The organism is Burkholderia sp. Bp8984, from assembly GCF_003853755.1.
GTDB lineage: Bacteria > Pseudomonadota > Gammaproteobacteria > Burkholderiales > Burkholderiaceae > Burkholderia.
In genome coordinates, this window is record NZ_QTQN01000068.1 from 1 (window position 1) to 13,202 (window position 13,202).

Sequence of the window (13,202 nt, forward strand, 5' to 3'; positions counted from 1 at the left end):
GGTGGGCGGTGGGCGGTGGGCGGTGGGCGGTGGGCGGTGGGCGGTGGGCGGTGGGCGGTGGGCGGTGGGCGGTGGGCGGTGGGCAGGGGGCAGTGGGCGGTGGGCAGGGGGCAGTGGGCGGTGAGCGGCAGCCGGTGGCAGGCGGTTGGCAACACCGCAGGCAACGACGCACGGCGGGGCCTGCCGCCGCCGCGCCGCCTGGCCCCGTTTGCGCGTCCGATGACGGTGCCGGCAATGCAGGCGCCGCCGGCCTTCCGGGGGCTACGAAACGATCGCGCCGACCGCGGGTGCCGCGGGTGCCGCGAGCGTCGCGGCCGGGAGCGGCATCGCACCCCCCATCGCGTCGTCGAGCTGTCCGGCCTGCGTCAACAGATGAAGCACCGCGCGCTCGAGCGCGTCGATGCCGATCGCGTCGACCGTCGCGCCGGCCCGCAGGATCATGTGCGGCACGCCGAGCGGATGCCAGCGCCGGTATTTCTCGGGGCGGTCCTCGAACAGCGCGGCGACCGGCACGCCGAGCGCCGACGCGAGATGCACGGGGGCGCTGTCGGCCGACACGATCGCGTCGAGCAGGCTCGCGGCGGCCACCAGTTCGACGACCGACGACGGCGCGACATGCCGGGCGTTGACGTCCCGCCACGCATCGCGGTCGGCGGCGGCCTCGGCCGACACGGCGGAATCGCGGAACACGATCACGTCGGCGAACGGTGCGAGCCGCCGGCCGAGGTCGCGCCATCGCTCGGCCGGCCAGCGCCGCTCGGCCGCCTTGTTCGACACGAACAGCCCGACGCGCGGTTTCGTGCGAGGCCCGAGCAGCCGATACCACGTGTCCTGCAGCGCACGGTCCGGGTGGACGGACAGCACGAGACCGTCGAGATCGGCGCGGCCGAGTTCGGGCACGAGCCGGAATCCCGACAGCGCTTCATGGCAAATCGGCCGCGACGCGACATGGTCGGGCTTGCGGTCGTCGAATTCGGAATCGGCATCGTGCCAGCGGCAATCCTTCACGCCGAGCTGCCGCGCGAACCGGATGCTGCTGCGATGCATGCCGCCGTTCGGCACGACCACGAGGTCGAACCGCAGGCGGCGCAGCCGGCGCACGAGCCGCAGCCGGTCGAAGAACGCGCGCATCCGTCCGGGGCGGTCGTTGCGCTCGCACTGACGGCTGTACACGTAGGTATGGACCGTGTGCACGTCCGGGTTGCCGGCCAGCGCGGCCGCGTTGTAGCGGTTCGCGACCACGTGCAGCTCCTTGCCCGGCCAGCGCTGTTTCAGCGCGCCGAGAAAAGCGGTCGTGCACAGCATGTCGCCCAGAAAATCAATCCGGATCACGAGGATCCGCCCCGTCGGTTTCCCGTTGGCCATCGTTGTTGTGATGCTGTCGATTTTTTATCGTCGCGCACCAGCCGGCATCCTGGCGTTCTTTACCGTGCCGGCTTCGTCGCGTGGTCGCTCGCGGCACCGCGACGCATCGCGTGCCGCGCGGAACCGTCCCCGTCTGATTCGCGCGCGCGATGTCGCCGCCGGCCGGCGGACAGACCGCAACCGGCGCCGTATCGGCGTCGCGCGACGGATTGTATAGCGTCCGGATGACGGCCCCAAGCATCCGCCGACATGAAAACGGCCCGCCGCACCGCACGATGGCGATGCGACGGGCCGCGCAGGCAACGACCGTCCGGCGGGGACCGTCAGTAAGTGATTTCGACGATGCTGCCGTCGAACGTCGCGCGCAACTCCGCGAGCAGCGTGTCGCTCGGCTTCACGCGCCACGCGTCACCGAGACGCATTTCCCCTTGCGCGCGCGCGTTGCTGTAGTGAACCTGGACCGCGAGCCCGTTCGGCAGCGGCGCCTGCGGGCGACGCCCGCCGTCGCGCCCGCCGCCGCGCGGCGCGGGTACCTCGACCGCGGGCGCGGCCGAATCGTCCTTCGACACGTGCGGCTCGAGCACGCGGCGCAGCGCCGCCGCATCCGCATTGCCGTTCATCGTGAGCCGCACCGCCTGCGCGTAGCGGCTACGCGCGCGTTCGAGATCCATCACCGTGTCGGCCGTGAAGCGAATGCCGCCGGTGAACGCATCGTTGCGCGCCTGCCCCTGCACGATCAGCAGTTCGTCTTCCTTGAACAGCGCCTTGTTCGCCTCGAACTGCTCGTTGAAGATCGTGATCTCGCACTGGCCCGAGCCGTCGTCGAGCAGCGCGATCAGCATCTTGCCGCGCTGGGTCATCTGCGTGCGCAGCGATGCGATGATGCCCGCGACGAGCTTGTCGCGCCCTTCCTTCAGGTCGCCGACCTTCTGCCGCACGAACCGGCGCACTTCGTCGCGATACGCGTCAAACAGGTGGCCGGACAGGTAGAAGCCGAGTGCGCCCTTCTCTTCCTGCAGGCGGCGCTTGTCGTCCCACGCGGGTTCGTCGACGAGCGCATGCGCGTGCGGCGACTCGGCGCCCATGTCGAACAGCCCGGCCTGCATCGCGTTCGCTTCGGCCTGGTCGGCCGCTTCCATCGCGAGCGGCACCGACGCAATCAGCTGCGCGCGGTTCGCGTTCAGCGAATCGAACGCGCCGGCGCGGATCAGCGCCTCGACCGTGCGGCGGTTGACGACGCGCCGGTCGATCCGCTCGCAGAAGTCGAACAGGTCGGTGAACGGCTTTTCGTCGCGGGCGCGCAGGATCTCCTCGATCGCGTTCTGGCCGCTGCCCTTCACCGCGCCGAGACCGTAGCGGATCGTGCGCGAGCGCTTGCCGTCGGCTTCGGCGACCGGCTCGAACCGGTAATGCGACGCGTTGATGTCCGGCGGCAGCACGGCGAGGTTGTTCACGACGCAGTCGTCGTACAGGATCTTCACCTTGTCGGTGTCGTCCATCGCGAGCGTCATGTTGGCCGCCATGAATTCGGCCGGATGGTGCGCCTTCAGCCACGCGGTGTAATACGCGAGCAGCGCATAGGCGGCCGCGTGCGACTTGTTGAAGCCGTAGCCCGCGAACTTCTCCATCAAGTCGAAGATCTCGTCGGACTTCTCGCGCGTCAGGCCGTTCTTCGCCGCACCCTCGGCGAAGATCTCGCGGTGCTTGGCCATCTCCTCGGGCTTCTTCTTGCCCATCGCGCGACGCAACAGGTCGGCGCCGCCGAGCGAGTAGCCGCCGATGATCTGCGCCATCTGCATCACCTGCTCCTGATAGACCATGATGCCGTAGGTCTCTTTCAGGACGGGTTCGACGCGCGGATCCGGATAGTCGACCTTCTCGCGGCCGTGCTTCCGTGCGCAGAAGCTCGGGATCAGGTCCATCGGGCCCGGACGGTACAACGACACGAGCGCGATGATGTCCTCGAAGCGGTCGGGCTGCGCATCCTTCAGCATGCCCTGCATCCCGCGGCTTTCCAGCTGGAACACGGCGACCGTGTTGGCCTTCTTCAGGATCTGGAACGACGCCGGATCGTCGAGCGGCACCTGCGCGAGCGACCAGTCGGCCTTCGACGCATCGAGGCGGCGAATGTAGCGCTCGGCCCAGTCGAGGATTGTCAGCGTCGTGAGACCCAGAAAGTCGAACTTCACGAGGCCGACGGCTTCGACGTCGTCCTTGTCGTACTGGCTGACGACGCCGCCGTCGTCGCCCTGCGTGTACAGCGGGCAGAAATCGGTCAGCTTGCCGGGCGCGATCAGCACGCCGCCCGCGTGCATCCCGACGTTACGCGTCAGGCCCTCGACGCGCTGCGCGAGGTCGAGCAGCTGGTGCACTTCGTCCTCGTGGTCGTAGCGCTCCTGCAGTTGCGGCTCTTCCTTCATCGCGTCGGCGATGGTCACGTGCTTGCCCGGCTTGAACGGGATCAGCTTCGCGACGCCGTCGGTGAACATGTAGCCGAGATCGAGCACGCGGCCGATGTCGCGCACGGCCGCCTTCGCGGCCATCGTGCCGAAGGTGGCGATCTGCGACACGGCATCCGCGCCGTATTTTTCCTTCACGTACTGGATCACGCGATCGCGGCCGTGCTGGCAGAAGTCGATGTCGAAGTCGGGCATCGACACGCGTTCCGGATTCAGGAATCGCTCGAACAGCAGGTTGTAGCGCAGCGGGTCCAGATCGGTAATGCCGAGCGCGTACGCGACCAGCGAACCGGCACCCGAGCCGCGGCCCGGACCGACCGGCACGCCGTTGTTCTTCGCCCAGTTGATGAAGTCGGCCACGATCAGGAAGTAGCCCGGGAAGCCCATCTTCGTGATGGTCCCGCACTCGAATTCGAGCCGCTTGTAGTACGTGTCGCGCTGCGCGTCGCGCTCCGCCGCATCCGGATACAGCTGTTCGAGGCGCTTCTCGAGCCCCTCCTTCGACAGCTGGACGAGGTAATCGTCGAGCGACATACCGTCCGGCGTCGGGAACAGCGGCAGCTTCGGCTTGCCGAGTTCGAGCTTCAGGTTGCAGCGCTTCGCGATCTCGACCGTGTTCGCGACCGCCGACGGCAGGTCGGCGAACAGCGCGACCATCTCGTCCTGCGTGCGGAAGTACTGATCGGTCGTGAAGCGCTTCTGGCGCCGCGGATTCGCGAGCATGTCGCCTTCCGAGATGCACACGCGCGCTTCGTGCGCGGTGAAATCGTCGTCGGTCATGAACTGCGTCGGATGCGTCGCGACGACCGGCAGCTTCAGCGACGCGGCGAGCGTCGCGGCCTGCTGGATGTACGCCTCGGCGCCCGGCTGGCCGTAACGCTGCAGCTCGATGTAGAAGCCGCCCGGGAACACTTTCGCCCAGCGCTCGGCGTGCCGGCGCGCGGCCTCCTCGTTACCGGCCGCGAACGCGAGCCCGATATCGCCCTGCTGCGCGCCCGAAAGCGCGAGCAGCCCTTGCGACAGCTCGCCGTCGAGCCAGCTCGCGTCGAGCTCCGCGCGGCCGCGGTACTGGTTCGTGAGCCACGCCTTCGACAGCAGTTCGCACAGGTTCAGGTAGCCGGTCTTGTCCTTCACCAGCAGCAGCAGGCGCGACGGTTTGTCGCGATCGTCCGGATTGGTGATCCAGACGTCGCAGCCGGCGATCGGCTTGATGCCCTTGCCGCGGGCTTCCTGGTAGAAACGGACGAGGCCGAACGCGTTGCCGAGATCGGTGAGGGCGAGCGCGCCCTGGCCGTCTGCGGCCGCCGCCTTGACGATGTCGTCGAGACGCACGATGCCGTCGGCAATCGAGAATTCGGAGTGAACGCGAAGATGGACGAAGCGGGGATCTGACATGGGCGTTATTGTAGCCGCGTCGCCGCGCAGGCTGCCCAAAAAATCCCCGCGCCCGGCCGTTCGGCCGATGCGCGCGACGCCGCCCGAACGGCCGGGTGCCGGCAGACGTGCAGTTTGCGGGATAATACGGGTTTTCGAATCACCGCCCCGGCTTCGCACCCTTTTTTGCGGGGCCGCCGTGCGCCCGCCGCACGGCCGCGGCCGTTTTCCCGTCGGACCACCATGACCATCGTCAACCTCGCCGCCTACCACTTCGTGTCGCTCGACGCGACCGAGCAATGGCGCCCGCTCGTCACCGCCCGCTGCAACGAACTCGGCCTGCGCGGCACGATCCTGCTCGCGCCGGAAGGCATCAACCTGTTCATCGCCGGCCCGCGCGACGCGACCGACGCTTTCATCGACTACCTCCGCCACGATCCGCTGTTCGAAGGCAAGTTCGCGACGCTGCAGTTCAAGGAGAGCCTGTCCGACTCGCAGCCGTTCCGCCGGATGCTCGTGCGCCTGAAGCGCGAGATCATCACGATGAAGAAGCCCGCGATCAAGCCGGAGCTCGGCCGCGCGCCGTCGGTCGACGCGCACACGCTGAAGGCGTGGCTCGACCGCGGCCACGACGACGCCGGCCGCCCGGTCGTGATGCTCGACACGCGCAACGCGTTCGAAGTGGACGTCGGCACGTTCGACGACGCGCTCGACTACCGGATCGACAAGTTCAGCGAGTTCCCGGAAGTGATCGACGCGAACCGCGCCGATCTCGAGGGCAAGACGGTCGTGTCGTTCTGCACCGGCGGCATCCGCTGCGAGAAGGCGGCGATCCACATGAAGGAAATCGGCATCGAGAACGTGTACCAGCTCGAGGGCGGGATCCTGAAGTATTTCGAGGAAGTCGGCGGCGCGCACTATCACGGCGACTGCTTCGTGTTCGACTACCGCACCGCGCTGAACCCGCAACTGCAGCCGACCGAGAACGTCACGTGCTTCGCGTGCCGCGCGGTCGTCACGCCGGAAGCCCAGCAAGCGCCGAGCTACGTGCCCGGCAAGTCGTGCCCGGCCTGCGCGCAAGCAGCCAGCGCCGCGTAAGCGCGCGTCGCACCGCGTCCCGATGAACGGCTACCGCGGCCGCTTCGCGCCGTCGCCCACCGGCCCGCTGCATTTCGGCTCGCTGGTCGGCGCGCTCGCGAGCCGGCTCGACGCGCGCGCGCACGGTGGCGCATGGCTCGTGCGCATCGAGGACATCGACGGCCCACGCACGGTGCCCGGCGCCGCCGACGACATCCTCGCGACGCTCGCGCATTTCGGCATGACGCCCGACGAGCCGCCCGTGCGGCAAAGCACGCGCGAGGCCAACTATGCGGCCGCGCTCGAACGGCTCGTCGCCGCGGGGCTCGTCTATCCGTGCGGCTGCACGCGCAAGGAAATCGCCGATTCGCTGCGCGCCGCGCACGAGCGCCACACGACGCTCGCCTACCCGGGCACCTGCCGCACCGGCCTGCACGGCAAGCCCGCCCGCGCGTGGCGGCTGCGCGTGCCGGACGGCGACGCGGCGCTCGTCACGTTCGACGACCGCTGGCAGCACACGCAAGCGCAGAACCTCGCGACCGAGGTCGGCGATTTCGTGCTGAAGCGCGCCGACGGCCAATGGGCGTATCAGCTCGCGGTCGTGGTCGACGATGCCGACGCGGGCATCACGCACGTCGTGCGCGGCGCCGACCTGCTCGACTCGACCGCGCGCCAGATCTACCTGCAGCGCTGTCTCGGCGTGCCGACGCCGGCGTACCTGCACGTGCCCGTCGTCGTCGACGCGAACGGCGAAAAGCTCAGCAAGCAGACGGGCGCGATCGCGCTCGAGCGCGACGATCCGCTGCCGGCGCTGCGCGCCGCCGCCGCGCATCTCGGCCTGTGGGCCGACGGCGATCCGTCGATCGATACGCTCGATGCGTTCTACGCGGCCGCGACCGATGCGTGGGCGCGTCGCTTCGGGCCAGGCGCCGGTTGAGGCGCTCGCGGGACACCCGTTCGTGTCGACCGTGTTCCTGCGTCCGGCAGCGGTGAGTCCGGTCGCATGCAAGCGTGATGGCAGCCTGAACGGAACGCCCGCCGGCGACACGGCATCGGAGTAGTCCCGCAGGCTGCCCCCGCCCCACGCGGCAAGTCGCCGCCCATCCCGCCCGCTCCTTCACGAATCGTCTCGCCCAATGAAAAACGGGCACATGCTCATCGCATGCACCCGTTTCCGCGGCAGCGCTCGCGCGCCGCACCGACCGCCTGAACCGCCTGCTTACGCCGACGGCTTGCGCGGCATCCCGAAGCCGCCCAGCAGCGCGGCGACCTGACGCTTCGGCCCCTTCTTCTCGGGCTGCTGCGCGGACTTCGTCTCTTCCGGCTGCTTCGCCGGCGCCGACGGTTCGTACGGCTTCAGGAAGAAGTCGTCGACCGGCGCCTCGTGACGACGGTGATGGCCGCGCTCGGACCCGCCCGAACGACGCCCCGACGCGCCGCGATGCTCGTCGCGATCGCGACGGCTGCCGCGATCACCGCGCTCACTACGGTCGCCCCCGCGCTCGCCGCCACGATCGTCGTGACGATGGCGCGCCGGCTTGTCGAGCGCGAGCGTCTGCACCTCGAGCGGACGCTTGATCAGTTTTTCGATATCGGCGAGCTGCTTGCGCTCGTTCGGGCTGCACAGCGACAGCGCATCGCCCGTCGCACCCGCGCGGCCCGTGCGGCCGATCCGGTGCACGTAGTCTTCCGCGTTGAACGGCAGGTCGAAGTTGATCACGGCCGGCAGTTCGGCGATGTCGAGGCCGCGCGCGGCCACGTCGGTCGCGACCAGCGCCTCGATCTCGCCGCGCTTGAACGCGTCGAGGGCCTGCATCCGCTCGATCTGCGTCTTGTCGCCGTGGATCGCCGACGCGACCACGCCGTCGCGCTCGAGGTTGCGGGCCAGCCGGCTCGCGCCGATCTTGCTGTTGCAGAACACGATCACCTGCTTGAGCCCGCGATCGCGCAGCAGCTGCACGACGGCGGCCTGCTTGTCGCCTTCGGCGACGTCGTAGACGATCTGCGTGACGTTCGCGTTGGTCGAGTTGCTGCGCGCGACCTCGATCGTCTGCGGGTTGCGCAGGTAGGTCGACGCGAGCTTCTTGATTTCCGGCGAGAAGGTGGCCGAGAACAGCAGCGTCTGGCGTTCCTTCGGCAGCAGGTTCAGGATGCGCTGCAGGTCCGGCAGGAAGCCCATGTCGAGCATCCGGTCGGCCTCGTCGAGCACGAGCATCTGCACCTGCCCGAGGTTCGCTGTCTTTTGCTGCACGTGGTCGAGCAGGCGGCCCGGCGTCGCGATCAGGATCTCGACGCCGCGGCGCAACTCGGCCATCTGCGGGTTCATGTCGACGCCGCCGAACACGACCGCGCTGCGCAACGGCGTGTGCTTGCCGTATGCATGCACGTTCGCGGCGACCTGATCGGCGAGTTCGCGGGTCGGCGTGAGGATCAGCGCGCGCACCGGGTGGCGCGCGGGTGATGCGCTCGTGTTGGCCTGCGGCAGCAGGCGCTGGAGGATCGGCAGCGAGAAACTCGCGGTCTTGCCGGTGCCCGTTTGCGCGGCGCCCATGACGTCGCGGCCGGCGAGCACGACCGGAATGGCCTGCGCCTGGATCGGCGTCGGCGTCGTATAGCCCTGCTCCGCAATGGCTTTCAGGATATCGGCGGCAAGGCCGAATTGATCGAAGGTTGCGTCGACTGGCTTGGCGACAGAATCGGACATGGTGGCGTTTCGCTCAAAAGGCGCGGCGGGGACTTCGTGCGTCAGGCCGGCCGGGCCTGCGCTCATCACATTTCGGAAGTAGACGGAGCCGCGGCGCGCCGCGCGGCGCCGCTCTGGCGCTCGGGACCGGTTCAATTCGAACATCGGGCGCCACAGGCCGTGCGGACTCCGTTCGGCGCGAATGCCGGCGGAAAGGGCCGTATTGTAGCACTGCGCAGCAATCTGTCCGTGACAACGCCGCGAACGGCCCCGGCGGCGGCTCCCGGCGTGCGCCGACAGGCCGGCGCGGGGCGGATGCGTCGTGCGATCGGCCTATCTCGATCGGCTGATGGTGGAAATACGGGGTCGAATCTCGGGCATCTGCCGCGAGGAATCAGCCGGCGGCCGGCGAGCCCGGGCGCCGCCGGCGCCACCTTCCGGTCCGCGGTCGAACCCGGCTGCCCGCATCGATCGCGGCAACCGGCACGCCCGCGCGGCGTAGCCGATCGCGCGCCGCGTTCAACCCTTCTTCTTTTTCTTCTTCTCGACCTGCACGCAGTCGCCCAGCAGCGGTGCCGCGTTCTGGTCGGCGATCTCGTCGCGCAGCGTCCCTTCCTTGCCCTTCGTCCACCAGGTATAGCGTCCGGCCTGGTAACGCGCGCCCGACGCCGAAACGGTATCGACGAACAGCAGCTGCTGCCCGTTGACCGGCACCAGCGCGAAGCTCTGGCCGTTGCCCGCGCGCCAGTACGACACGCGTACGGGCTGCTTCTGGTTCGCGCACTGATAGAGGGTCTGCACGCGCGCATCGGCGTCGATCTCCTCGACGGTCAGTTGCGCGGCCTGCGCGACGGAAACGGCGGTGCCGGCCAGCGCGAGCGCGGCAAGGGTGTGGCGAATCATGCAGTTCCTCTCACGAGACGGGTGGAAGCGCGCCCTCGCGGGACGCGCGATTGTCGTTGGTTAGGGATCGAGGGTTCGCCCGTCAGGGATCGATGACGTCGGCGCACGCGTCGGTCGGCGCGGCCGCGACGTGGCCGACGAGCGGCACGATCTTCAGCCCGGCCGATGCGACCCGGCACGGCGCGGCCGCGAGGCCGCACCCCGCGAGACTCGCGACCAGCGCCAGCGCGGCGCCCAGCTTGCCGAGCCGTCCGATCCGCTGCCATGTCGACGCCATCGCACTCTCCTGGTCCGGTCAGCGTGCCGACACGGGCCGCACGGCCGCCGCGGCGCGCTTCGCGCGTTCGCGGGCTTCGTCGACGGTCGCGCCGGTCGCGAGCGCGACGCCCATGCGCCGCTTCGCGAAGCTTTCCGGTTTGCCGAACAGGCGCAGGTCGGCGCCCGGCACGGCCAGCGCGTCGCGCACGCCCTCGAACGCGATACCGCGCTCGTCGAACCCGCCGTAGATCACCGCGGACGCGGCCGGCGAGCCGAGCGCCGGATCGACCGGCAGCCCGAGAATCGCGCGCGCGTGCAGTTCGAACTCCGACTGGCGCTGCGACGCGAGCGTGACGAGGCCGGTGTCGTGCGGCCGCGGGCTCACCTCGGAGAACCAGACTTCGTCGCCGCGCACGAACAGCTCGACGCCGAACAGCCCGCGCCCGCCGAGCGCCTCGGTCACCTTGTGCGCGATCTCGCGCGACTTTTCCAGCGCGACGGCGCTCATCGGCTGCGGCTGCCACGATTCGACGTAGTCGCCCGCCATCTGCACGTGCCCGACCGGCTCGCAGAAGTAGGTGCGCGTCTCGAGCGTCGCGGGGTCGATCGCGCGCACGGTCAGCTGCGTGATCTCGTAGTCGAAATCGACGAAGCCCTCGACGATCACGCGGCCGTGGTTCACGCGGCCGCCCGCCATCGCGTAGTCCCAGGCGGGCTTCACGTCGGCCTCGGTCCGCACGACCGACTGTCCCTTGCCCGACGACGACATCACCGGCTTCACGACGCACGGCATGCCGATCTTCGCGACGGCCGCGCTGAACGCGTCGAACGAATCGGCGAACGCGTACGGCGAAGTTGCCATCCCGAGTTCCTCGGCCGCGAGACGGCGGATGCCTTCGCGGTTCATCGTGAGCTGCGTCGCGCGTGCGGTCGGGATCACCTCGGCCAGGCCGGCCGCCTCGATCGCCGCGAGCGCATCGGTTGCGATCGCCTCGATCTCCGGCACGATCAGGTGCGGACGCTCGGCCTCGACGACCGCGCGCAGCGCGGCGGCGTCGGTCATGTCGATCACGTGCGCGCGATGCGCGACCTGGTGGCCCGGTGCGTCCGGATAGCGGTCGACCGCGACGACTTCGACGCCGAGCCGCTGCAACGCGATGATGACTTCCTTGCCGAGTTCGCCCGCGCCGAGCAGCATGACGCGCGTGGCCGAGGGTGAGAGCGGCGTACCGAGCCGCTGACCGATCTGCATGTGATTTCCCGCTGGTTCTGTTGGAGGACGAAAACGGCTTCGATGTTAACACGCACACCCGACGCACACCTCACGCGCACCCGCGCCGGTCCGGCCGGTTTCGTCGCATCGCCGCCCGCAGCGCGAGGCTCGCGGGCGGATTGCGAACGTTTTCACGCGCGAAGTGTCGGCTCGCCTCGCGCGGGGCGGGTGCGTTACTCTTACGCCTTGATCAGAATCCGATGAGGAACGAGGCTCATGTCCCACCTGTCCGCCGCCGCACGCGCACGCACCGGCCTGCTTCGCCCGCTGCGCGCGCCGCTCTGCGCGTTGACGCTTGCCACGCTTCTCGCCGCCTGCGCGATGCCGACCCACCCCGATTCCGCCGCCCCCGCACCCGACCCGTACAACCCCGCCGCCGTCCAGCTGCTCGACGACACGAGCTGGGAGCTCACGAGCTGGGTGAACGCCGACGGCACGCCGCGCACGATTCCGCACGGCGACAACGGCGAGCCGATCAAGCTCGCGCTGTCCACCGAAGCGGGCGTCCGGCGCGCCAGCGGCTTTTCGGGCTGCAACCGCTATACGGGAACCTATGCGCTGAAGAACGGCCTGCTGAGCTTCGGGCCGCTCGCCGGCACGCGCATGGCATGCACGAACACGCTCGGCGGCCAGCTCGAGCACGCGTACCTCGATGCGCTCGCGCACATCGGGAAGACCGGCGTGCAGATGCGCGAGCCGCAGCAGTTGCAGATCGTGACCGAAGCCGGCGCGACGCTGACCTTCACGCGCCGGAGCCCCTGATGCAGCGCGCGGGCGAAGGCTGATCGGCCGCCTTCGCCGCGCGCGGATCCCGGACGCATGCGTCCCGCGGCCTGGAAGCGCTTCGACGCCTTCAAACTGCCTTAGAGTCCTGTTCGTCGGCCGGTTAAACTCGGCGGGTCGCGCACCGCGCTCCCCGCCCTCTTCCTGTTTCATCAAAGCATGCACACGGTTGTCTTCGGCTGGTTCGGCATCTCCGCCGTCTGGTTCCTCCTTCTCATCTGGCGTCTCGTTCAGGCGATGCTGCCCGACGGCGGCGGACTCGCCGGCCGCGGCTCGATTCGCCTGTGGCTCGGCTTCGCGGCCGTGTTCGTCGCGAGCTGCGCGCTGACGAGCCCGCTGTCGGGCCCCGACTCGAATGCGCTCGGCCACGCGTTCTCGAACGGCTTCGCGCATGTGCTCGGCCCGATCGGCACGCCGGTCGCGATGGTCGTGCTGTTCTTCGCGGGCCTGCCGTGGCTGACCGGCATCGGCTGGCGGCAGTTCGCCGCGTGGGTCGACACGTCGTTCGGCGTCAAGCTCGCGCGCGACGTCGACGACGACGACGTGCGCGGCGTCGCCGACCTGCCGCGCAGCGCGCTGCATCGCGACGACGACATCGTGCAGCCGACCACCGCCCATACCGTCAACTCGATGGCGCCGCGGCAGAACGGCCGGTATTCGCGCCCGACGTTGTGGAAGCCCGATCCGCAGGCGCGGCCGAAGCCGCGCAGCAAGCCCGCGCCGCGTCCGCTCGCCGAGCCGGTCGCGCCGACGGGCTGGCTGAAGCCGACGTCGGCCAATCGCATGCCGCCGCCGCCCGCACCGGGCGCGACGAGCGCCATGCCGCCCCCGACGACCGGCAGCACCGCCAGCCTCGCGCGCGCCGCCGCGAACAGCCAGGTGCCGCGCCCGAGTCCGGCCCCGCTGCCGGCCGGGTTCGAGCCCGTTCGGCCGCAACCGACCGCCGCGCGACCGGCCGCAGCCGCGCTGAAGCAACCGGCCGCGCCGCGCACCGCGGTCACGCCGCGCCCGGCCGCCGCGACGCCGC

At 69.7% G+C, this 13,202-nt stretch carries 9 protein-coding genes and 1 pseudogene; 4 read left to right on the forward strand and 6 right to left on the reverse strand.

The features are described from left to right. Positions 1–261: 261 nt before the first annotated feature. Both DID98_RS35025 and dnaE read right to left on the reverse strand, forming a co-directional pair. Positions 262–1,365, reverse strand: a complete 1,104-nt coding sequence (locus DID98_RS35025) for a glycosyltransferase family 9 protein (protein WP_124572219.1) — start codon at positions 1,363–1,365, stop codon at positions 262–264. Positions 1,366–1,688: 323 nt separating this feature from the next. Then, positions 1,689–5,219 carry a DNA polymerase III subunit alpha gene (gene dnaE, locus DID98_RS35030; RefSeq protein WP_044844722.1) on the reverse strand — a complete coding sequence of 1,177 codons (3,531 nt, stop codon included), beginning with the start codon at positions 5,217–5,219 and terminating at the stop codon, positions 1,689–1,691. A 222-nt stretch (positions 5,220–5,441) separates the two neighbouring features. Between dnaE and DID98_RS35035 the strand changes: the two genes are divergently transcribed. Both DID98_RS35035 and gluQRS read left to right on the forward strand, forming a co-directional pair. Beyond that, complete coding sequence (locus tag DID98_RS35035; protein ID WP_044844723.1) at positions 5,442–6,296, forward strand: sulfurtransferase; 855 nt, start codon at positions 5,442–5,444, stop codon at positions 6,294–6,296. A gap of 22 nt (positions 6,297–6,318) precedes the next feature. Then, entirely contained in the window at positions 6,319–7,212 is an 894-nt protein-coding gene (gluQRS, locus tag DID98_RS35040; RefSeq protein WP_124572220.1) for a tRNA glutamyl-Q(34) synthetase GluQRS, read from the forward strand. 282 nt (positions 7,213–7,494) lie between these two features. Here the strand turns inward: gluQRS and DID98_RS35045 are convergent, their stop codons facing one another. From DID98_RS35045 to purT, 4 genes are all read right to left on the reverse strand, one after another. Further along, entirely contained in the window at positions 7,495–9,045 is a 1,551-nt protein-coding gene (locus tag DID98_RS35045) for a DEAD/DEAH box helicase (protein ID WP_124572221.1), read from the reverse strand. Positions 9,046–9,477: 432 nt separating this feature from the next. Next, positions 9,478–9,861, reverse strand: coding sequence for an MliC family protein (locus tag DID98_RS35055; RefSeq protein WP_124487197.1), 384 nt, complete (start codon positions 9,859–9,861; stop codon positions 9,478–9,480). An 82-nt stretch (positions 9,862–9,943) separates the two neighbouring features. Next, positions 9,944–10,138 carry a DUF6726 family protein gene (locus tag DID98_RS35060; protein WP_044844727.1) on the reverse strand — a complete coding sequence of 65 codons (195 nt, stop codon included), beginning with the start codon at positions 10,136–10,138 and terminating at the stop codon, positions 9,944–9,946. 18 nt (positions 10,139–10,156) lie between these two features. Beyond that, positions 10,157–11,371, reverse strand: a complete 1,215-nt coding sequence (gene purT, locus DID98_RS35065; protein WP_124572222.1) for a formate-dependent phosphoribosylglycinamide formyltransferase — start codon at positions 11,369–11,371, stop codon at positions 10,157–10,159. Positions 11,372–11,608: 237 nt separating this feature from the next. Here purT and DID98_RS35070 point away from each other — a divergent pair, with 237 nt between their 5' ends. Together DID98_RS35070 and DID98_RS35075 are read left to right on the forward strand one after the other, a co-directional pair. Beyond that, positions 11,609–12,154, forward strand: coding sequence for an META domain-containing protein (locus tag DID98_RS35070; RefSeq protein ID WP_124487195.1), 546 nt, complete (start codon positions 11,609–11,611; stop codon positions 12,152–12,154). Positions 12,155–12,334: 180 nt separating this feature from the next. Continuing rightward, a pseudogene (locus tag DID98_RS35075) lies at positions 12,335–13,202 on the forward strand (DNA translocase FtsK); the annotation flags it as partial.